The sequence below is a fragment of the Neorhizobium phenanthreniclasticum genome, from assembly GCF_040066075.1.
GTDB lineage: Bacteria > Pseudomonadota > Alphaproteobacteria > Rhizobiales > Rhizobiaceae > Neorhizobium > Neorhizobium petrolearium.
In genome coordinates, this window is sequence record NZ_JBEAAL010000022.1 from 1 (window position 1) to 20,515 (window position 20,515).

Below are 20,515 nucleotides of genomic sequence, written 5' to 3' on the forward strand. Positions count from 1 at the left end.
CTCTCTTCGAATGCCAGGCCCGGGGCGTGGCAGTCCCCCGCGAATTCGGCATAGCAGGATTCAATGATGAGGATTTCATGGAGGCGGCTTCTCCCTCCCTGTCGAGTGTCCGGACCCATCGTTGGAAGGTCGGACATGACGCCGTTATCGCCTTGCGTCGGCAGTTGGACGGCGAGCCGGACGATGAACGGATTGTCGATGTCGGCTTCGACGTCATGAAGCGTGCGAGCACCGATCGCACGGGAAAGTCCGCGCAACCAAGGGATGCTGCGGCTGAATGAGGAAGTCGGCAAACTGAGGGAGGAAAGAATGGCTGAAGAACCCTGGTACAGGACAACGAAGCGTTGGGGGCAGACCAATCTGGTGGAGATCGACCCGGACCGCTACGATGCCGCCTGGTGGCGCGCGCATTGGCGCAAGACACGTATCCAGGGGGTCATCGTCAATTCCGGTGGGATCGTTGCCTACTATCCTTCCCGCTTTCCGTTGCATCACAGGGCTCATACACTGGGCGAGCGTGATCTCTATGGAGAAATCGTCAAGGAGGCCCGGGAGGAGGGGCTTAAGGTTATCGCCCGGATGGACTCCAATCGGGTTGCCGAGGATTTCTATCGTGCTCATCCGGATTGGATCTGCGTTGACGCGACCGGCAAACCCTATCGGCAGGCGGACAAGTACATTACCTGCGTCAACTCTCCCTATTATTCGGAATATCTGCCGGAGATCATGCGTGAGCTCATCGAGCGCAGTCATCCAGACGGGTTTGCCGACAACAGCTGGGCAGGTATTCCGCGCAAGAAGATCTGTTATTGCCGGCACTGTGCCGATCAATTCCGGGGATATTCCGGAGTCGATCTACCCTCCGGCCATGACTGGTCCGACGAGCGTTACCGACGCTGGATCCGCTGGAGCTACAAGCGCCGGACAGACCTCTGGGAATTCAACAATTCCGTTACCATGCAGGCAGGCGGCGAGCATTGCCGTTGGATGGGCATGATCAGCGGAGACGTGCTCAACAATGGTAACCGGTTCATCGACCTCAAATCCATACTGGAGCGCACCGAAATCGTCATGCTCGATCATCAGCGCCGCAATGCCGTCGACGGCTTTGCCGACAATACGGAAGCAGGCAAGCGGCTGCACGAAGTGGGGGGATGGCAGAAGCTCATTCCGGAAAGCATGCCGCAATACCAGCTTGGCAGCCCCGCCTTCCGGCTTGCGAGCATGCCTGCGGCCGAAGTGCGGTTATGGTCCTCCTCGGGGTTTGCCGGAGGCATCCAGCCGTGGTGGCACCATATCGGCTCGTCGCATGAGGATCGTCGCCAGTACAACAGCGCGGAGCCGATCTTTTCCTGGCATGAAGCCAATGAAGACATTCTGGTCGACCGCAAGCCATTGGCCGATGTCGGTGTCGTCTGGTCGCAGGACAACCACGATTTCCACGGCCAGGACAAGGCCAACGATCGCACGATGACCCCCTATAGGGGGGCGATCCGTGCTCTCGACCGCGCCGGGATCTCTTATCTGCCCGTTCATGCCGACGACATCAGCCGTGTCGTAGGCCGTTTCGGCGTTCTCATTCTGCCCAATCTCGGTGTCATGTCTGATGCGCAGGCCGAGGCGGTGAAAATATTCGCAAAGTCCGGCGGATCGGTCGTAGCGACATCCGAGACCAGTCTTTACGGGCCGTTCGGTGACCCGCGCGAGGATTTCGCGCTAAACGACCTTTTTGGTGTCCACTGCCAGGGCAAATCGCATGGCGGGCAGGAATTTGCCAACCCGGACATCGAGGTGAGCGATCGCCACACCTATATTCGGCTTGTTCCAGAACTGCGCGCCGGCCTCTACGGCCCAAGAGACGCGACCGCTCCCTTGGCCACTGGCCGGCGTCATGCGCTGCTTGCCGGTCTTGAAGGGACGGACACCGTTCCGTTCGGCGGGTTTCTGCCGGTCGTGGAGGTGGATGACGACGTTGCGGTCCTTGCAACATTTATCCACGAATTTCCGATCTACCCGCCGGAAACCGCATGGATGCGGCGGCCGCATTCGGACCTGCCGGTCATCACCGCCCGCGAAACCACATCGGGAGGAAAGCTCATCTGGCTTGTCGGCGATCTCGACCGGTGCTTTGCCCGCGACGAGCATCCGGAGCATGCGCTAATCATCGCCAATGCCGTTCGGTGGGCCCTTGGTGAAAAGCTCCTGGTGTCGCTCGAAGGCACGCATGGCCTCATCACTCCGACGCTCTATGAGCAGGACGGCCGATATATCCTGCATCTCAACAACCGGCTGGTTACCGCCAAAACGCCCGGACGACAGAGCGACCTCGTTCCGATCGGTCCGGTCACAATCCGGCTGCGCGTTCCCTCCAGGGAAGTTCCCTCCAGGGAAGTTTCCTGCCAAGTGCAATTGCGTGTCAGCTCGTGTGACGTTGCGGCCAAACTTGAGGGAACAGAACTCGTTTTCGAGGTCCCGCAAATCCTGGACCATGAAGTCGCCGTCATCGAATTCCGCTCTTGACGGAAGGTCCCCCTGCCAGGTTCAAAACGAGAGGTCGAGTACACGACCTTCGAACAGGCGGTCGCGCGAGCCTTCAAGGTGCTTGCGCATCAGGTCGCGCGCATCCTCGGCACGTCCGTCGGCGATGGCACGGAAGATTTCCTGGTGTTCCTCGTAGACCTGCTGCAGGCCGGGGCGTGGTCCCATCAGCGACAGGCCGTGGAGGTGCATGCCGACGGCGATGTGCGCTTTCAGCGCTTCCATGGAGGCCGTGTAGAAATGGTTGTTGGCCGCCTCGGTGACCGCTCTGTGGAAGTTGAAATCCGCCTCCACTCGATGAAGCTGGTGGCTCGTTGCTTCACGCAGTTCTTCGAGTGCCGCGGCGATCTTGTCGATCGCCGCCTTGTCGCGTCGCTGTGCGGCGAAGAAGGCGGCCGCCGGCTCGATCGTCAGGCGGAATTCGTAGCAGCGCTGGATATCGGCGATCGATTTGACCGGCGAATAGGCGAGATGCGCGGCTCCCGACGCCTGGGCGCTGACGAAGGTTCCGGCACCCTGGCGCGAGTAGATGAGCCCCTGATCGCGAAGGCGGCTCAAGGCATCGCGGACGACCGGCCGGGATACGCCGAGCATGGCTGCCAGTTCGTGCTCGCCGGGCAAACGTGAGTCCGGTGCATAATTGCCGGTGCGGATGCGTTCCAGAAGCTGGTCGAAGACGCGGTCAACGAGTTTCACGGAGCGGCCGCGTTCCGATTTCACGCTCGCCGTTACTCGCGTTTCTCTTTGTGCACTCTCAGTCAGTCGATCTGCCATTCTTGCCCATCATCCGGCCTGCCGCGTTTCGGGCGCCGTTTCAATCGCTTGTATCAGAGATTCCCGCGTACCGAAGCCCCCGGACTTTACCGCAACCCGGATGTGCCGGCCATTTTTCAGCAGGATTTCGCACCAGGGAATACCCGGCTCGATCTCACCCTTCGGAAACAGCACGCCGGCTTCCAGAGCCCGCAGCAGCGCGTAGGCCGTGTCGCCGCCGCCGGTGACCACCGTGTCGGGCATCAAGGCTTCGATCGCGGCTTGGATCGTTTCCGCAAATCGGCTTGCGACGGTCGCGCTGTCCTCGACGATTTCGCCGGAACAGCGAATAAGCACCGGCAATCCGGTTTCAAGTGGAGCTACAAGGGCACCCGCGGGTGCATCGATCACCGTGTGGAGCTGCCGGCATTCCTCCAGAGCCGTCATCTGCGCCGTGGTGATCGGATCGCGGGAGCCGATTGCAAACAAGGTTGCCGCGGAGGTGCGGAAAGGTGTGGAGTTCGTGTCCGGTTTACGAAGCCTCCGCGCGAGCGCCAGGCCAAGGCCCCGCGTTCCGACTGCCACCGTGTCGCTCCAGTCATGGCTTGCGAGAACGCGGTCAAGGTCACCGTCGGTCTCGGCATCGGCGATGACGAGGTCCGCGCCGGGGCCGGCAAAGAGGGGCAATATCGGGATAGGTTTGTCGACGCCGCGACCGACGACCGCTCCACCACGGGTGAAACGTTGCTGGTCGGGAATGGCGGGCGCGACGACAAGCTTGCGATAACCTGAGGCTTTTGCAACTGCTTCGCTTTCGACGGCGACATTTCCTTTCAGGCGTGAATCGATCTTCTTGAAGAGGAAGGCGGGTTCGGCAACTGCGATTGCCGCTGCCGCAAGCCCGATACGCGCTTCCGCTTCCTCCGGAGGCAAGGCACGGGAGGCGGTGTTGACCACCAGCACGTCCGGCTTGCTTCGCAAAGCGGTCGGAATGTCCTCTATGTCGGTTGCCACCGCGACGACGAGTCCCGCCGCCGCGAAGGGCGTGCCCGTATCGAGCGTGCCCGTCAGATCGTCGGCGATGATCGCGACTTGAATAGCCATCAGCTCAAGCCCGAATTGACCGCATGGCAGGCCACGAGATGACCGGGCCGTGCCGCCTTCCATTCCGGCACGACCTTGGAGCAGACCTCCATGGCGATCGGGCAGCGGGTGTGGAAACGGCAGCCGGAGGGCGGATTGAGCGGGCTCGGCACATCGCCCTGCAGGATCTGGCGCTTGCGATTTCGTTCGCGCTCCGGATCGGTTTCGGGCACGGCGGAGAGCAGCGCCCTGGTATAGGGATGTAGTGGCGTCTGAAACAGCGCATCGCGTGGTGCGAGTTCTGCCAATCGGCCAAGATACATGACCCCGACACGGGTCGAAATGTGCTGAACCACCGCAAGATCATGGGCGATGAAGAGATAGGTCAGGCGGTATTTCTCCTGCAGGTCGAGCAGCAGGTTGATGATCTGCGCCTGGATCGATACGTCGAGCGCCGAGATCGCCTCGTCGCAGACGATGAATTTCGGCTGACAGGCAAGCGCCCTCGCAATCACCACGCGCTGGCGCTGACCACCGGAAAGCTCGTGCGGATAACGGGATGCGAAACGGGCGGGCAGGCCGACATCGGAGAGCAATGTGGCGATGCGCTCCTTGAGCTCCGCCTTTGTCGCAAGTTTGTGGAAGAGGATCGGTTCTCCGACCGCTTCGCCGACCGTCATGCGCGGATTGAGCGTCGAATAGGGGTCCTGGAAAACGATCTGCAAATCGCGGCGGAAGGGCCGCATATGCTTCTCGTCGAGCCGTGTCAGGTCCTGGCCCTTGTAGATGACCTTGCCGCCGCTGGCGCGGTGCAGGTTGAGGATGGTGAATCCGGTCGTCGACTTGCCGCAACCGGATTCGCCGACGAGGCTCAGCGTCTCGCCTTCCTCGATGTCGAGGCTGACGTCGTCCAATGCGTAGACGGTCGCCGCCTTCTCGCCGAAGGCGCCGAGCCGCACGTGGAAGTGCTTCACCAGATTTTCGATCCTGAGCAGGGGTTCGGCACTCATCATGCAGCCTTCAATGCTTTGTTGACGGCAAAACAGGCGGCGCGATGGCTGCCGCCGGAGGAGATCGGTTCAAGCTTCGGCACGTCCCGCCGACAGATGTCCATGGCAAGCGGGCAGCGCGGCGCAAACGGGCAGCCGGCAGGGCGGCGGCCGGGTTCAGGCGGCGTGCCGCCGATCGAACTCAGCCGCGCGGCCGGAGCATCGGAAAGCGTCGGGATCGAGGCGAGCAGGCCGCGGGTATAGGGATGGCTCGGATTGGCGTAAAGCTCGTCGACCGGTGCGTCCTCAACCACCGTTCCGGCATAAAGCACCACGACGCGATCGGCCAAACCGGCGATCAGCGCAAGGTCATGGGTGATCCAGACGACCGACATGCCGAGTTTGTTGCGCAAATCTTTCACCAGATCGACGATCTGTGCCTGGATCGTCACGTCGAGCGCGGTGGTCGGCTCGTCGGCAATCAGCAGCTTCGGCTCGCAGGCAAGCCCGATCGCGATCATCACACGCTGGCGCATGCCGCCGGAAAGCTCGTGCGGATAGGCGTCCAGCCGTTCCTCCGGCCCCGGAATGCCGACAAGGCGCAAGAGCTCCACGGCCCGTTTGCGGGCATCCGTCTTCGCCATCTTGCGGTGATAGATCAGCGGCTCGCACAGCTGGTCGCCGATCCGCATCACGGGGTTGAGGGAAGTCATGGGGTCCTGGAAGACGAAACCGATATCGCCGCCGCGCACCTTGCGCAGTTCCCGGGTCGGCATCGTCTGCAGGTCGCGGCCGTCGAAACGCGCCGTTCCCTTGCTGACACGGATCTTGTTCGGCAGGAGCCGCATCAGGCTCAGCATGGTCAGGCTCTTGCCGCAGCCGGATTCGCCGACGATGCCGAGCGTCTCTCCTCTGCCGACATGCAAATCGATCCCGTCGACGACGACGGCGGGGCCACGACGGCCGTCGATTTCGACGGTCAGGCCTTTGACATCGAGAAGAGGGGGTTCTGAATTCCGAGCGGTCACTTCGTACCTCGCGGGTTGAGAGCGTCGTTCAGGCCATCGCCGAGGAAGGAGAAGGCGACGGAGGCGAGGCCGAGCACGGCGGCAGGGGCGGCAAGCAGGTGCGGATAGTGCTGCCAGACGCGCAGGCCGTCGGAGATCATGTTGCCCCAGCTCGGTGTCGGCGGGTTCACGCCGACACCCAGGAAGGAGAAGGCGCTTTCGAGCACCATGGCCGTGCCGAGGCCGGCGCTGACCGAGACGATCAGCGGACCGAGCGCGTTCGGCACCACGTAGCGCGTCATGATGATGCGGTTCGACAGGCCGAGCGCCATGGCGGCGGTAATATAGGGGCGGCTGCGGATCGACAGCACCTGGGCGCGGACAAGACGCGCATAGGGAGGCCACGAGATCAGCGCCATAGACCCGAAGACGAGGAGGAAATCGATCCAGATCGTCTCACGGTAGAAGGGATTGAGGGTCGCCATGTATCGCGCTTCCATCCAGCGGGCGATCGGCGTTTTCAGGGAGGCATTGATGACGACGACCAGAAGCAGGTTCGGCACGGACATGGTCATGTCGGTCAGCCACATGATGAGGCGGTCATAGGGATCGCCGAAGAAGCCGGCGATTGCGCCGAGGGTCGTACCGATGGCGAGAGCGATCACCGTGACCACGACCGCGACGAGGAAGGCAGTGCGGGTGCCGTAGACGACACGGCTGAAGACATCGCGGCCGAGGTCATCCGTACCGAAAAGATGGGCGAGCGACGGCGCCTGGTTGCGGGCCGCGAGGTCCTGGCTCAGGAAATCGTAAGGCGTCAGATACGGGCCGAAGATAGCGGCAAAGGCGAGCAGCAGGACGATGCCGAGGCCGAGGATCGCCAGCTTGTTGCGTTTCAGCCGGTGCCAGGCATCCCGCCACAGGCTGACCGGCGGCTCCTCGTCGGCCATCGCCGGATTGGTCTGAACGAGCGTCATCGTCAGCTCCTCCTCCTGGAAGCGTTGGCGCGTGGGTCGAGCAGCGGATAGAGGATGTCGACCAGAAGGTTGGAGATCATCACCAGGAAGGAGCCGATCAGGGTGATCGCCAGGATCACCGGATAATCCGAATTGATCAGCGCCTGCACGGTGAGGCGGCCGAGACCGGGCAGGCCGAAGACCAGTTCCACGAAGATCGCGCCGTTGACGATGGTGATCATGATCAGGCCGAGCTGGGTGACGACGGGGGTCAGTACCGGCCGCAGGATGTGGCGCAGCGCCACCATTATCTCCGGTACGCCCTTGGCGCGGGCAGTGCGGACGAAATCCTCCGACAGAACCTCGATGACGGCGGCCCGTGTCTGGCGCACGATCAGCGCAATCGGCTGGAAGGAGAGGACGATAAGCGGCAGGAGGATGCGCACGTCGAAGATACCGCCCCAGCCATAAGGCACCCTGACGCCGGGCAGGAGAACGATCAGCGCCACCATCAGGAGCGGACCGGCGACATAGGCCGGGATCGCCCAGAGGAAGAGGGCCGAACCCAGAATGGTGTAGTCGATACGGGTGTTCTGGTTCAGCGCTGCGATCATGCCGAGCGGAATGGCGACCAGCGCCGTGAGGATGACGGAACAGAGAGCGAGCTGGAAGGAGACCGGGGCAGCCGCTTTCACCAGCGCCCAGACCGAGCGGCCGGAACTCAGCGAATTGCCGAATTTGCCCTGGGCGAGATTCCAGACATAGTAGGCGAACTGTTCGATGAACGGCTTGTTGAGGCCGGCGCTTTCGCGGATCGCCTCGATGCGTTGCGGGTTATAGGCCACATCGCCCGGTGCACGCAGAAAAATCAGCTTGATCGGATCGCCCGCGCCGTAAAAAACCAGCGCATAGACCGCCAGCATGACGAGCAGGACCGACGGGATCCAGATCGCAAATCGTGTCGCAACATAACGCAGCATCGCCGAAAATCCTCCCGCATGGGGCCGGAAACCGGTGGCGATGGCGGTTTCCTGACGCTTTCATGCCGTTTCTTCCGCGAGCGCACAGCCGCTGCGAAACATTCGGAGCCTCCCGCACCGGCGGAAGGCAATGCGCGGAAACTGGCGCTCCGCGCATCGCACTCTTGCGGGCCTTGCAGTCGGCCCGCGTTCCGATCGATTGCCGCCTTAACCGATCGAAATCTCCCAAGGCCGCGCCACCTGCCAATCCAGGTTCTTGTCGATGCCCTTGACCTCGCTGGTCGCCCAGCGCGACATGGCCTGAGCATACCAGGGAATGAAGACCCAGTCCTCGCGGAAGGCCTTCTGGGCCTCCTGTGCAAGTTCCACGCGTTTCGGGTCGTCGGCCGCCTTGGTCGAGGCCTCGGCAAGCGCTGCATCGACCTTCTGGTTTTTGTAACCGCCGAGTTTGTTCTGTGCATTGGAAGAGGCCGAGGCGATCGAGCCCTGCAGGTAGGAGACTGCATCCGGCACGCGGGTGCCGACGTCGTCGCGGAAGATCTGCACCGCGTTCTGGTCGGGGCCGGCATAGGCATCCTGCTGCGGCTTCATATCCACCGCCGTAATGCCGAGGTTCTGACGCCACTGTTCGGCGATGAATTGCGCCGCGGCCTCGATCGCCGGGCCGGAAATACCGACAAAGAGGAGCTTCGGAAGCCGTTCCGGACCGCCGTATTTCGATTCGGCCAGCAGCTTCTTTGCTGCTGCCGGATCGTAGGGAAAGGGTTCGAAACCGGAATTTTCTGCGCCCGGCACGGAATTAAGGACCTGATCGGTCTTCTCGTGCGGTCCGTCCGGATAGGAGGCTTTCATCAGGCCGTCGCGGTCGACGGCCATGATCAGTGCCTGCCGAACCTTCGGGTCATCCATCGGCGCACGGGACGTGTTGAACCAGAAATGCTGACTGGTGGGGATGATCGGACCGGAGGAGAATTCGGGACCGAGATCCTGCACGATCGTGGAGGTGATGAGCTCCGTATGGGCATTGAACTCGCCCGACTTGATCAGCGAGGTCGCGGTGATATTGTCTTCGATTGAGGTGATTTCGATGCGAGCGAGCTTCGGCTTCGGTCCAAAGAAATTCTCGTTCGGTTCGAAGGTGAGCTTACCGGCATCAAGGTCGATCTCTGTCAGCTTGAACGGGCCGGAATAGACCGCGTCGTTGTCCGGCATGTACCAGTCCTGGATCTCCTCTCCATCATCGCCGCGCGACTGAGACGCCTTGGTGATCGGTGCAATGTGATTGGCAACGCGCATGAAGAAGATCGGATCAGCTTCCGAAAGCGTGACGACGATCGTGCCTTCATCTGGCGTCGCGATGCCGGCGAGTTCTGTGGCATTGCCGCCGCTCACATCCGCATAGCCGGCAACCTTCGACAGAACCTGGTCGGCGCGCTGGTTCTTGGTGTTCGGCATGGCCGAGACGTTCCAGGAGCCTTTGACGTCCGCCGAGGTGATCTTGCTGCCGTCCGAAAAGGTCGCCTTGGGATCGATCTTGAAGGTCCAGACCTTGCCGCCTTCCGACGGCGACCAGCTGGCGAAGACATAGGGGTGGATCTCGCCCTTCTCATCGAAATACATGGGCGAGGCCCACCAGATCGAGTTCCAGCGATAAGGAACGCCGCCGCCGCGAAGAGGCGACCAATCCTGGTTGAAAGCGGGATTGGCGACTTTGAGTATCTGGCCTTCCTGCGCGAGCACGATGTGCGCGTTGCCGCCGAAAACCGATGCGGCGATCGTCGCGCCAATGCCGAGTTTCAGCGCCTCACGCCGCGAAAACTGCGCGGCTGCTGCAGAATCGTCTTCCCTCTTGGTCATCCCTACCTCCCATGTGGAAAAATGCGTACCGTTCCTCCTGGCCGCAAGATGCGCTAGATTTGCGCGATATTGTAAATATGTCAATATTGTTTCTTGGGTTTTCTGTGCTTCGTGGAAGTCTTCAAAAAATATTTTGTGAATTCAATGTGTTACAATAATCGTCTCTGGCCTCGTGGCGTTTGTTTGTTGACAACTATCGATTTTTAACGTCAAAAAAGCGGCATCCATATGCTCTATGAGCGATGGTTCAATCGGCCAATTCCAGAGCGGGTTGGAATCGGGAGGCTACATGTCAAATAATCATGTCATCAAAGGCGTCTTCTGCGCGGCGGCAACGCCGATGAATGCGGATTATTCGCCCGATCTTGGCTTGTTTGTCGCTCATTGCAAGCGCTTGCTTTCCGATGGTTGTCACGGCATCGCGCTGCTTGGTACGACCGGGGAGGCGAATTCGTTCTCGATTGCCGAGCGGCGGACGATTCTCGAAGCGGCTCTTGCCGCTGGCATTGCGCCGGGGGAGTTGATGCCGGGCACGGGGCTGGTCTCGGTTCCGGATACCGTGGAACTGACCAGGCACGCCTTGTCTCTTGGCGTGACAAAGGTCGTCATGCTTCCGCCTTTTTATTACAAGGGTGTGAGCGATGATGGTCTGTTCGCCGCCTATTCGCAAATCATTGAAAAGATCGGCGATGCCCGTCTTCAGATCGTGCTCTATCATATCCCGCAGGTCTCCGGCGTGCCGCTGTCGCTGCCGCTGATCCAGCGCCTTGTTGCTGCTTTCCCGAAGACGGTTGTGGGTATCAAGGATTCGGCCGGCGAACTTGCCAATATGCAGGCGATCACGGCGGCCTTGCCGGATTTCTCGGTATTGGCGGGCGCCGATCCGCTGATGCTGCCGCTCCTGAAATCCGGCGGCGCAGGCTGCATTACGGCGACTTCCAACATTGTGGCAGATTCTCTGAGGGTCATCTTCGACAATGTCGCCAATCCGGCCATGGCCGCCGAAGTCGAAGCGGCGCAGGCGCGCATCAACGCCTACCGCGCGCTCTCCAATTCTTATGTGCAGATTCCGACGATCAAGGCGATGGTGGAACTGAAGACGGGCGAGGCTGGCTGGCGTCGCGTGCGTCCACCTTTGATGGCGCTTTCGGAGACGGAATTTGCCGATCTTTCCGCAAGCTATCTCAGCTTGCCATAAGCGATTGATCTTATGACGTTTACAGCTCTCAACCCCGCTGATGTGCCGGCCCTGATGACCGGCGAAATTCCCCCGAATGCCGGGAGCGCCGGTCGCTCCGATGCCTACCTTCCATCGCCTTGCATGCAAAATCATGCTGCAAACCTCGCCTTCCTGGCGGATGGAACACTCACGTGCGTCTGGTTCGGGGGCACGATGGAAGGCATGGGTGATATTTCGGTCTACATGTCCCGTCTTGCGCCGGGAGCAAAAACATGGTCGCAAGCGGAGAAGCTCAGCGACGATCCCGCCAAATCCGAGCAGAACCCGCTGATCTTCACTGCGCCTGATGGCAAGGTGTGGCTGCTCTATACCTCGCAAACATCCGGCAATCAGGACGGCGCAGTTGTCAAGAAGTGTGACTCTGCTGATGGTGGTCGTACGTTCGGGACGCCCGAGATTCTCTGCGACATTCCCGGCACGTTCATTCGCCAGCCGATCATCGTGAATAATCACGGCGTATGGCTTCTGCCGATCTTCCGCTGCCTGACGGAAATCGGTCGCCGCTGGACGGGCGATATGGATCGGGCCGCCGTGCTGGTCTCCCAGGATGCCGGCAAAAGCTGGCAGATGGTCGAGGTGCCGGACAGTATCGGCGCCGTGCATATGAACATCGTACCGCTTCAGGGCGGGGAGATGGTGGCCTTTTATCGCAACCGTTTTGCGACAAAGATTCTGCGCAGCCGCTCCGGCGATGGCGGTCTGACCTGGAGTGCGCCGGAGGCAACCGAGCTTCCCAACAACAATTCGTCCATTCAGGCAACGCGCCTGAAAGATGGTGGGATTGCAATGGTTTACAATCACTCCGATGCGATTATGTCGGATGCCCGCAGGCATTCGCTTTACGATGAAATCGAAGGTTCCGAGAGTAGTGGAGCGGCGGCAGGGGTTGAAGCTGTGTCCCGTCCGGGCGGTGCTGTCTGGGGCGTGCCACGTGCGCCGCTCAGCCTTGCGATCTCGCGTGATGGCGGCGCGACATTTCCGACACGCTTCGACCTCGACACGGGCGACGGTTACTGTCTCAGCAATAATTCGACCGACATGCTGAATCGGGAGTTTTCCTACCCGTCAATCGTCGAAGAGACGGATGGGACCCTGCATGTCGCCTACACCTACTTCCGACGGGCCATCAAATATGTGCGGCTGGACAGGTCTTTTTTGGAGACTTGACAATTCAGAGCATTGGCGCCGCAGGTCCTGGAGTGTGGCCTTCTCGCCCGGTTCAGGGCGGGGTGTTCGGTCTTTCAAGTTCATATTGCTTATTAAAAGTCTGCTGAGGACGCCGGCAAAGTGGGAAAAGCCTACTCGTCGCTTGCCAAGTTTGCTCAATGGATATAACAACTTTACATCTATAGGCGCGAGGCGCTCCGCCCGCATGGGAAGAGGTGAAGCGGATGAACACTCTGAGCATGCCGATCTCCATGATCCGGCCGCCGGTGATCGAATTCGGTGTGGGGACGGCGGAACGCCTTGGCGTCTGGGCCGCCCAGCGGAAATATCGCCGTATTCTGGTGATCTCGGATGCGTTCAACGCGTCGCGAACGAAAGTGCTCGGTCTTGCAGGTGAGGTTACGGTGTTCGGCGAGGTGCGTGCCGAGCCGGATATCGAGGACCTGACGCGCGTATTGGCAGCAGCCGATCAGGCAAATGCCGAACTCATCGTTGGCTTCGGCGGGGGAAGCGCCATGGACCTTGCCAAGCTTGCGGCTGTTCTCTCCGGCTCCAGTCAGGCGCTTGCCGATGTGGTTGGCGCCGGCAAGGTCGCCATGCCGCGCCGCGCCGCACTTGCGCAAGTGCCGACGACCTCGGGTACGGGGAGCGAAGCCGGTATCCGCGCACTGGTCACCGATCCGGCTACCCAAAGCAAGCTCGCAGTCGAAAGCATCCATATGCTTGCCGATATCGCGGTCATCGATCCGGCACTCACCTTCACCGTGCCGCCCAAGGTTACCGCCGCCACCGGCATCGATGCCATGGCCCATTGCGTCGAGGCCTTCACCAACCGGAAATCCCATCCGGCGATCGATCTTTATGCAATCGAGGGCGTACGGCTCGTCGGGCGTTATCTGGCTCGGGCCGTCGCCGAGGGTAATGACGCGGAAGCGCGCGCCGGGCTGTCGCTCGCCTCTCTTTATGGGGGCTTCTGCCTCGGCCCGGTCAACACGGCGGCGGGCCATGCACTTGCTTATCCGCTCGGTACGCGCTGGCATATGGCGCATGGTGCGGCGAATGCGCTGATCTTTCCGCATGTACTCGCATTCAATACGCCGGCCGTGCCGGAAAAGACGGCAATGATCCTCGAGGCGCTTGGCCTCAGGCACTCGAACACCATCGGTTCAGTCTTTGAGGCAGCGCATGCCTTCTGCGCCTCGCTTGATATCGAGATGAGGCTCTCCAAAATCGGCGTGCCGGATACGGATCTCGGTATCATGGCCGATGATGCCTTTTCTATCCGCCGTCTTCTCGACAACAATCCGCGCGACATGTCTCGCGCTGATATTCTGGCGATCTACGAAGCTGCATATTAAGACGGGCTTTAGGAGAAGGGCATCCGATCATGAGCAAGGACACGCGTATCGCGATCACGCTGGGCGATCCGGCGGGCGTGGGGCCTGAGGTCATCGTCAAGGCGCTGACGGCTTTGCCGGAGGTTGAACGTGCGAATTTCACGGTGGTTGGCAATATCGAAGCATTGGAGCGCGCCAACAAGTCCTGCGGCACCTCGCTTGCTTTTTCCACTACACCCAGGGCAGGAGCGATCGCGGTCGATGAGGTGGAGATCGATGGTGTGATGCCCGATATTGGCAAGGTAAGCCTTGTCGCAGGTGATGCCTCGGTGCGCTATATCCGTCGGGCAGTGGAGCTTGCGCTTGCGGGGGACGTGGATTGTATCGTCACCGCACCGATCAACAAGGAAGCGATGAACCTCGCCGGCCATCATTACGACGGCCATACAGGCCTGCTGGCACATCTGACCGGCTCGAAAAGCTCGTTCATGCTGCTCGCCTCCGAACGGCTCAACACGATCCATGTCTCCACTCATATCTCGCTGCGCGGCGCGATCGAGCGGGCGAAGACGGAGCGGGTGCTGGCGACGATCGAGGCGGGACATCAGCACTTCCTGCGGATCGGCAGAAAGGCGCGTATTGCGGTGGCCGGTCTCAATCCACACTGCGGCGAGAACGGCCTTTTCGGCACCGAGGATACGGAATTCCTGGCGCCCGCCGTCCAACAGGCCTGCGCAAAGGGCATTGATGTGGTCGGGCCGATTTCGGCGGATACGGTCTTCGCCCGGGCGTATAACGGCGCCTTCGATCTCGTCGTGGCGCAATATCACGACCAGGGTCACATCCCGATCAAGCTTGTGGCGTTCGACAGCGCCGTCAACGTCTCGCTCGGCCTGCCGATCGACCGTGTTTCGGTGGATCACGGCACGGCATTCGATATCGCCGGCACCGGAAAGGCGAACCACGTCAACATGCTGTCTGCCATTTCCTATGCGCGGCTGATCGCAACCAGCAGAACCAACGCTTTGTAACTGCCGTTCCGACGGAGCGAACCTTAGCGCCAGCCAAGAGCCGGGGCAACGTGGGTCAGGATGGCTTCCATGACATGCGCGTTGTAGTCGACGCCGAGCTGGTTGGGGACAGTCAAAAGCAGCGTGTCAGCCTCCGCGATCGCCTCATCCTTCGCCAGTTGCTCGATAAGGACATCCGGCTCGGCGGCGTAACTGCGGCCGAAGATCGCCCGGGTCTTTTCGTCGATGAAGCCGATCTTGTCGTCGTTATCGTTTCCATACCCGAAGTAGGCACGGTCGCGGTCATCGACCAGCGCAAAGATGCTGCGGCTGACCGATACCCGCGGCTCGCGCGCGTGACCAGCGGCCTTCCATGCCTCGCGGAAGGCTCGAATCTGGTCGGCCTGCTGAACGTGGAATGGAAGTCCGCTCTCGTCATCCTTGAGTGTGGAACTCTGCAGGTTCATGCCAAGCTTGGCCGCCCAGGCAGCGGTGGCATTCGAACTCGCTCCCCACCAGATGCGATCCCGCAGACCTTCCGAATGCGGCTCGATGCGCAGGAGGCCGGGAGGATTGGGAAACATCGGCCGCGGATTGGGTTGAGCAAAACCTTCGCCTTGCAGCACTTCGAGCAAAACCTCTGCATGGCGGCGGGCCATGTCGGCTTCGGTCTGGCCCTCGGGCGGGACGTAACCGAAATAGCGCCATCCGTCGATCACCTGCTCAGGCGATCCACGGCTGATGCCAAGCTGCAGGCGCCCACCGGCGATGATGTCGGCCGCGCCTGCGTCCTCGGCCATGTATAGCGGGTTCTCGTAACGCATATCGATGACTGCCGTGCCGATCTCGATGCGGCTGGTCTTCGCACCGATTGCCGCCAGCAACGGGAATGGCGAGCCGAGCTGGCGGGCGAAATGATGTACACGGAAATATGCCCCGTCAGCTCCCAGGTCCTCGGCCGCGACGGCGAGGTCTATGGACTGCAGAAGCGCGTCGGATGCCGACCGCGTCTGCGATTGGGGCGAGGGCGACCAATGCCCGAACGATAGGAAGCCGATCTTTTTCATGATCCCGTCGCGTAAAAGGTTTTGCCAGTGCAGCTTGCGCTTCTTGGCACAATTCCGGCTCGGGATATAGGTGCGACGCAGCTACAGAGCGTTCACACTTTACGGGCCAGCCTCCAATCCAATTCTTGAGCGCTCATTTCGGGCCTTTACTGCCGTCCAACTGCCTTTCGCAGGATAGCCTCCGGTGAAGGAGGTGTGTCGTTGGAAGACCACGTGACAAATTGGTCGGGCCGCACAAGAATGTAGCGAGCATCATATTTCTCTCGCCCATCAGCCCGGTTGTCGGAGATGATTTCGAGCGGCAGATACAGCATTTCCGCGGCTTTCGAGAAGGCCGCCATGCTCTTGGCGTCTCCATCGAAAGCAAGCAGCGTGAACCCCGACCCAAGAACTTCAAAGGCATTGCGCCCGTCCGACAGTATTTGTGGCGAAAGATGGTGGCCGGGACGGGCGGTGAATTCATGCCCGCCGATGGCGCCAGTCTTTCCACCAGGGGGACCGAAGATAACCGGCGAGCCGCAGTAGTTCGGCTCGAAGGCATTTACCTCCGCTCTCGCTCCTGACCCTCGTGCCGCCCATTCCGCTTCGAAGGCAGCCTTGTCGCGCGCCGGATCATATTTCTCCAGGAAGTCCCGGTCGCTGTGGATCGCCTTCTCGATAAAGTCGCCGGCAGTAGAGGCAAAGACCGGCCGACGCTCTTCGTCATAGCTTTCGAGGAGGTCCGGGCCGCCCCAGCCCTGAAGAACCGCTGCAAGCTTCCAGCCGAGATTGCGGGCATCTTCGAAGCCGGTGTTGATGCCGTAACCGCCATAGGGAGGATGGCTGTGAGCGGCATCGCCGGCGATATAAACCCGCCCGCGACCATAGCTGTCGGCATTGGCGAAACGCAGATCCCAGAAGCCTATGTAATCAAAGGCGATGTCGAATTCTGCGCCGGCCGCCCTGTGCAGATAGGAGGCGAAATCGAAATTGTCCTTCGTCGTGCCCGCCGGGACCGGCGCGTGGAAGAACCAGCTATTGCCGAGATCGACGCGGCCAAAGAACTGCCAATAGCCCTTCAATTCCGGATGAAGCACATTGTAGAAGGATTTGCCGGGGAATCGTTTTAACAGCTCATGAAGGCCGGTGGAGCGAAAGACCAGGAGAACCATCAGCCGATCATGGTCCGAGAGTGTCTGGGTAATGCCGGCTTTTTCCCGCACCATCGAGCGGCTGCCGTCGCAGCCGACGACGTAATCGGCATGGAGCACGCAGCGCTCGGCCCCATCGCGCCGAGCCATAGCAACCGAAGCACCTTCCGGATCTTCCGCTATATCCTCAGCGTTCCATCCGTAGAAACACTCAACGTCACGTAATGCTTTCACGCGCTCGCGCAGCACCTCCTCGGTCCGGTATTGCGGCAGCCGCTCATTGTCGGTGAAGTAATAGGGCCGCACGAGTTCGCGCTGCAGCCAGTCATAGTGATAGTCGCCGAGGAGCGTGCCATATGCAGTCAGCCCACCGATACCGTATTCCTTCGGCACCGTCCGGGCCGCTCTCAGCGGTTGTTCTGCGCCCCAGAAGTAGAAATGCTCCATTGTCCGCTGGGTGAGGTTTTGTCCCTTGGGCACTTGCTGCGGTGAGGGATAACGCTCGACGATGATTGTGTGAACTCCTCGCTGGCCCAATTCGATCGCAAGTCCCGTTCCAACCGGACCACCGCCGACAATAATTACCTGCGCTTGTCTTTCCTGCATCTCGCTTTGTCCTCCCGCTTCCGAAGATGCGAGGCTGAAGCAATCAAGTCAATGCAAAGTCTCTCTATATGAGATTATGATTTTCATTGCTGTGGCGATGCGATGCCAGCATCTGGCTTATGTCCTTTCCCACGGATCTGACGTTTCGGCCGATCTCATCGATGGTCGAGCCATCGACAAGGCTGCCGGAAATGGTGACGCAAACGCTGGCAATGGGGCTGCGACCGACATCGAAGACCGGTGCGGCGATGCCAACCACACCTGGCGTGACCTCGCCATAGGCGACAGCAAAGCCCGCCTTCTTCACGCGTTTCAGGCTCTCGTATACTTCTTCGATGGTGCTGCCGAGACCAATGGACTTCATATCGTCGAAATTGCGCTCGACGATCTGCAGAAGGCGCCGGCGAGGCAGGAACGAAATAATCGAGCGGGCAATCGCGCCCTTGGTCAGCGGCATCGGGCGGCCACGCGGGTAGCTGCTGATAGGGTTCTTGACGGAGCTGCGGGAGTCGACGCAGAGGATCTTATCGCCATACCAGCGCAAGAGAAGGGCGGTGCAGTTGTATCGTTGAGTGAGATTCTGGAGGTGTTGAGCGCCAGAGAGGATGAGGGTGTCCGACTTTCTCAGAAGATAGTCCAGCTCGACGATTTTCGGTCCCAGCGTAAAGCCAGTATTCGGCATGGAGGTCAAAAGCCCCGCCGCCTTCAGGATCTTCAGATAACGGTAGAGCGTGGGGCGGGCGTAACCCAGGACCTCCATCATTTCTTCCGGCGTCCATTCCAGTCTGTCTTCGGAGAAAAGCCCCAGCACAGCCTGCAGGCGTTCGAGACTGTTGACCGATTTTTCCGTCAAGATGCTGCCTGTTCCATGAGTTTTTTGCCACCGACGTAGGCATATGCCATGGCGGCGATCCCAGCGACAAGTCCCGCCGCATCGGTATAGACGGCGCCTGTAAAGGCGTCGGTGGGAATGAGTGCCAGAACTCCGGCAATAGCAAAGACGATGCGCATGATGATCGAGAGGCGGGCCGTGAAATAACCGGCGAGCGCGGAGGAAACCAGCCAGACGCCGAAGGCCGCAGTGACCAGGGCCCAGATAACCGAGGTTGTATCGCCGATCATGAGCAGGCTCGGCGAATACGCGAACATGAAAGGAATGACGAAAGCGATCCAGCCGAACTTGCAGGACGCGATGCCGGTCTTGATCGGATCGGCCTTTGCAATGCTTGCGGCCGCGAAGGCAGCAAGCGCGATCGGCGGCGTGATCATCGACATCATGCCGAAATAGAGCACGAAGAGATGAGCCGCCATTGGAGGCAGCCCGACTTCGACGAGGGCCGGCGCTACCAGGGAGGCGAGGAGCACATAAACGGCGAGCGTCGGCAGACCCATGCCAAGGATGATGCAGACAATCGCCGACATGACGAGCAGCACGATCGCGCTGCCGCCACCGAGTTGAACCAGAGCATAAGTGAGATTGAAGCTGAGGCCTGTCATATTCATCACGCCGATGACGATACCAGCCGCGGCTGAGATGACGATAATCTCGACGACCGCCTCGCCGGCCTCGATGATCGTCGCAGACAACGCTCGGACCGATGCTCGTACACGGTCGTAACCGAAGATCGCTCCCGTCACCACCACCGAGCCGCAGGCAAGAAAGGCAGCCTTTTCCGGTTGCCAGTTCATCCAAAAGAGAGCGTAGATCAGCAACGCGAAGGCAATCAGGAAATGCAGTCCGCCGAGGATCGCCCAGCCGTTTGGGATATCCTCCTCCGGTGCGCTCTTGATGCCGAGCTTGGCAGCGTCGAGGTCGGCCTGAATGAACAAGGCGCCATAGTAAAGCAAGGCGGGTATGAGTGCCGCCAGTGCTACGTCGGCATAAGATACCTGCAGGAACTCTGCCATCAGGAAGGCCGCGGCGCCCATTACGGGGGGCATTAACTGTCCGCCGGTCGAGGCGACGGCCTCGATCGCGCCGGCCTTGTGGGCGGGATATTTATCCCGCTTGATCATCGGGATGGTAACGACGCCGGTCGCGACCACGTTGGCGACCGCAGAGCCGGAAATCGATCCGAACAGGGCGGAGGCGGCAACCGCGATCTTCATCGAGCCGCCGCGATATCGACCCATGGAAAAAAGTGCGGCATCGGTGAAGAACCTTGCGCCCCCGGTTGCGCCGAGCAAAGCTCCAAAGAAAATGAATGCCACGACGATCGTGGCGCCGACCGATATCGACAGGCCGAAGATGCCGTTGACGTCATAGGCCATGTAGCCGGCGAGCTTTTGCCAGTCCTGTGGCCGGCCGGCGAGACGGCCGGGAACGAAATTGCCAAACATGGCGTAGAGCAGGAACGCGACGATGATGATCACAAGCATCCAGCCGGTCGAGCGGCGAAGGCCTTCCAGCAGAAGTAAGAGCAGGATGATCCCCGGCAGCCATGCCTCGATCGGACGCATGAATATCTGGTTTACAACGGCTGGATAATTCCAGGCGATATAGGCGGAAGCCGCGGCGCTGAGGACGGCACCGATCGCGTCATACCACGGCATCGCGCCGGAGCGCTTGTCGCGGCCAGGCGTATAGATCATGAAGGTAAGTGGCAGAGTGAGGGCAAGCACGACGGCCAGGAACTGCTGGGGATAATAGGATACCCCCAGCATTCGCGGCACGTCCAATGACCAGAGCATGGCACTCAACGTGATGGCCGCGGCAAGCACCGCAGCGACCGGCTTCCAGAGACCTGCGGGAACGCCAAAAGCGGGCTCCCTCATGCGTTCGACGGCCATCACGC

General features: G+C 60.6%; 17 protein-coding genes. 6 read left to right on the top strand and 11 right to left on the bottom strand.

Annotated features, from left to right (window positions below; translation table 11 throughout):
- Together ABK249_RS23765 and ABK249_RS23770 are read left to right on the top strand one after the other, a co-directional pair.
- Positions 1 to 281: substrate-binding domain-containing protein (locus tag ABK249_RS23765; protein WP_348864224.1), on the top strand; the 281-nt coding region annotated here is incomplete at its 5' end.
- Positions 282 to 309: 28 nt separating this feature from the next.
- Complete coding sequence (locus ABK249_RS23770) at positions 310 to 2,520, top strand: alpha-amylase family protein (RefSeq protein WP_227704028.1); 2,211 nt, start codon at positions 310 to 312, stop codon at positions 2,518 to 2,520.
- Between the two features lie 21 nt (positions 2,521 to 2,541).
- Here the strand turns inward: ABK249_RS23770 and ABK249_RS23775 are convergent, their stop codons facing one another.
- From ABK249_RS23775 to ABK249_RS23805, 7 genes are all read right to left on the bottom strand, one after another.
- Complete coding sequence (locus ABK249_RS23775; protein ID WP_037152964.1) at positions 2,542 to 3,312, bottom strand: FadR/GntR family transcriptional regulator; 771 nt, start codon at positions 3,310 to 3,312, stop codon at positions 2,542 to 2,544.
- A 9-nt stretch (positions 3,313 to 3,321) separates the two neighbouring features.
- A complete protein-coding gene (locus ABK249_RS23780) occupies positions 3,322 to 4,395 on the bottom strand; it encodes a four-carbon acid sugar kinase family protein (RefSeq protein ID WP_227704027.1) in 1,074 nt (357 codons plus the stop codon).
- A complete protein-coding gene (locus ABK249_RS23785; protein WP_227704026.1) occupies positions 4,395 to 5,384 on the bottom strand; it encodes an ABC transporter ATP-binding protein in 990 nt (329 codons plus the stop codon). The genes ABK249_RS23780 and ABK249_RS23785 overlap by 1 nt, the downstream gene beginning before the upstream one ends.
- Complete coding sequence (locus ABK249_RS23790) at positions 5,384 to 6,391, bottom strand: ABC transporter ATP-binding protein (protein ID WP_227704025.1); 1,008 nt, start codon at positions 6,389 to 6,391, stop codon at positions 5,384 to 5,386. The genes ABK249_RS23785 and ABK249_RS23790 overlap by 1 nt, the downstream gene beginning before the upstream one ends.
- Entirely contained in the window at positions 6,388 to 7,347 is a 960-nt protein-coding gene (locus ABK249_RS23795) for an ABC transporter permease (protein ID WP_037152957.1), read from the bottom strand. The genes ABK249_RS23790 and ABK249_RS23795 overlap by 4 nt, the downstream gene beginning before the upstream one ends.
- Positions 7,348 to 7,349: 2 nt before the next feature.
- Entirely contained in the window at positions 7,350 to 8,306 is a 957-nt protein-coding gene (locus ABK249_RS23800; RefSeq protein WP_227704024.1) for an ABC transporter permease, read from the bottom strand.
- A 207-nt stretch (positions 8,307 to 8,513) separates the two neighbouring features.
- Complete coding sequence (locus ABK249_RS23805) at positions 8,514 to 10,163, bottom strand: ABC transporter substrate-binding protein (protein WP_227704023.1); 1,650 nt, start codon at positions 10,161 to 10,163, stop codon at positions 8,514 to 8,516.
- Between the two features lie 289 nt (positions 10,164 to 10,452).
- Here ABK249_RS23805 and ABK249_RS23810 point away from each other — a divergent pair, with 289 nt between their 5' ends.
- The 4 genes from ABK249_RS23810 to pdxA all read left to right on the top strand — a co-directional run bounded on the left by ABK249_RS23810 (position 10,453) and on the right by pdxA (position 14,938).
- Positions 10,453 to 11,361, top strand: coding sequence for a dihydrodipicolinate synthase family protein (locus tag ABK249_RS23810; protein WP_227704022.1), 909 nt, complete (start codon positions 10,453 to 10,455; stop codon positions 11,359 to 11,361).
- A gap of 12 nt (positions 11,362 to 11,373) precedes the next feature.
- Positions 11,374 to 12,570 (top strand): sialidase family protein, encoded by a 1,197-nt coding sequence (locus tag ABK249_RS23815; RefSeq protein ID WP_227704021.1) that lies wholly within the window; start codon positions 11,374 to 11,376, stop codon positions 12,568 to 12,570.
- A 224-nt stretch (positions 12,571 to 12,794) separates the two neighbouring features.
- Complete coding sequence (locus ABK249_RS23820) at positions 12,795 to 13,928, top strand: iron-containing alcohol dehydrogenase (RefSeq protein WP_227704020.1); 1,134 nt, start codon at positions 12,795 to 12,797, stop codon at positions 13,926 to 13,928.
- Between the two features lie 29 nt (positions 13,929 to 13,957).
- Positions 13,958 to 14,938 carry a 4-hydroxythreonine-4-phosphate dehydrogenase PdxA gene (gene pdxA, locus ABK249_RS23825; RefSeq protein ID WP_227704019.1) on the top strand — a complete coding sequence of 327 codons (981 nt, stop codon included), beginning with the start codon at positions 13,958 to 13,960 and terminating at the stop codon, positions 14,936 to 14,938.
- A 23-nt stretch (positions 14,939 to 14,961) separates the two neighbouring features.
- On the opposite strand, the gene ABK249_RS23830 is transcribed toward pdxA, so the two are convergent.
- From ABK249_RS23830 to ABK249_RS23845, 4 genes are all read right to left on the bottom strand, one after another.
- Complete coding sequence (locus ABK249_RS23830; protein ID WP_227704018.1) at positions 14,962 to 15,984, bottom strand: LLM class flavin-dependent oxidoreductase; 1,023 nt, start codon at positions 15,982 to 15,984, stop codon at positions 14,962 to 14,964.
- A 146-nt stretch (positions 15,985 to 16,130) separates the two neighbouring features.
- Positions 16,131 to 17,720, bottom strand: coding sequence for an FAD-dependent monooxygenase (locus ABK249_RS23835; RefSeq protein WP_227704017.1), 1,590 nt, complete (start codon positions 17,718 to 17,720; stop codon positions 16,131 to 16,133).
- Positions 17,721 to 17,784: 64 nt separating this feature from the next.
- The gene (locus tag ABK249_RS23840) at positions 17,785 to 18,573 is read right to left on the bottom strand and encodes an IclR family transcriptional regulator (protein WP_037152931.1); all 789 of its coding nucleotides are present in this window, start codon (positions 18,571 to 18,573) and stop codon (positions 17,785 to 17,787) included.
- Entirely contained in the window at positions 18,570 to 20,510 is a 1,941-nt protein-coding gene (locus ABK249_RS23845) for a TRAP transporter permease (RefSeq protein ID WP_227704016.1), read from the bottom strand. Before ABK249_RS23845 ends, ABK249_RS23840 begins: the two co-directional genes overlap by 4 nt.
- Positions 20,511 to 20,515 lie beyond the last annotated feature (5 nt).

Bases quoted from the DNA above. Each gene is read 5' to 3' on its own strand.
- ABK249_RS23770 (WP_227704028.1), top strand. From the start codon at position 310: ATGGCTGAAGAACCCTGGTACAGGACAACGAAGCGTTGGGGGCAGACC.
- ABK249_RS23775 (WP_037152964.1), bottom strand. From the start codon at position 3,312: ATGGCAGATCGACTGACTGAGAGTGCACAAAGAGAAACGCGAGTAACG.
- ABK249_RS23780 (WP_227704027.1), bottom strand. From the start codon at position 4,395: ATGGCTATTCAAGTCGCGATCATCGCCGACGATCTGACGGGCACGCTC.
- ABK249_RS23785 (WP_227704026.1), bottom strand. From the start codon at position 5,384: ATGAGTGCCGAACCCCTGCTCAGGATCGAAAATCTGGTGAAGCACTTC.
- ABK249_RS23795 (WP_037152957.1), bottom strand. From the start codon at position 7,347: ATGACGCTCGTTCAGACCAATCCGGCGATGGCCGACGAGGAGCCGCCG.
- ABK249_RS23800 (WP_227704024.1), bottom strand. From the start codon at position 8,306: ATGCTGCGTTATGTTGCGACACGATTTGCGATCTGGATCCCGTCGGTC.
- ABK249_RS23805 (WP_227704023.1), bottom strand. From the start codon at position 10,163: ATGACCAAGAGGGAAGACGATTCTGCAGCAGCCGCGCAGTTTTCGCGG.
- ABK249_RS23810 (WP_227704022.1), top strand. From the start codon at position 10,453: ATGTCAAATAATCATGTCATCAAAGGCGTCTTCTGCGCGGCGGCAACG.
- ABK249_RS23815 (WP_227704021.1), top strand. From the start codon at position 11,374: ATGACGTTTACAGCTCTCAACCCCGCTGATGTGCCGGCCCTGATGACC.
- ABK249_RS23820 (WP_227704020.1), top strand. From the start codon at position 12,795: ATGAACACTCTGAGCATGCCGATCTCCATGATCCGGCCGCCGGTGATC.
- pdxA (WP_227704019.1), top strand. From the start codon at position 13,958: ATGAGCAAGGACACGCGTATCGCGATCACGCTGGGCGATCCGGCGGGC.
- ABK249_RS23830 (WP_227704018.1), bottom strand. From the start codon at position 15,984: ATGAAAAAGATCGGCTTCCTATCGTTCGGGCATTGGTCGCCCTCGCCC.
- ABK249_RS23835 (WP_227704017.1), bottom strand. From the start codon at position 17,720: ATGCAGGAAAGACAAGCGCAGGTAATTATTGTCGGCGGTGGTCCGGTT.
- ABK249_RS23845 (WP_227704016.1), bottom strand. From the start codon at position 20,510: ATGGCCGTCGAACGCATGAGGGAGCCCGCTTTTGGCGTTCCCGCAGGT.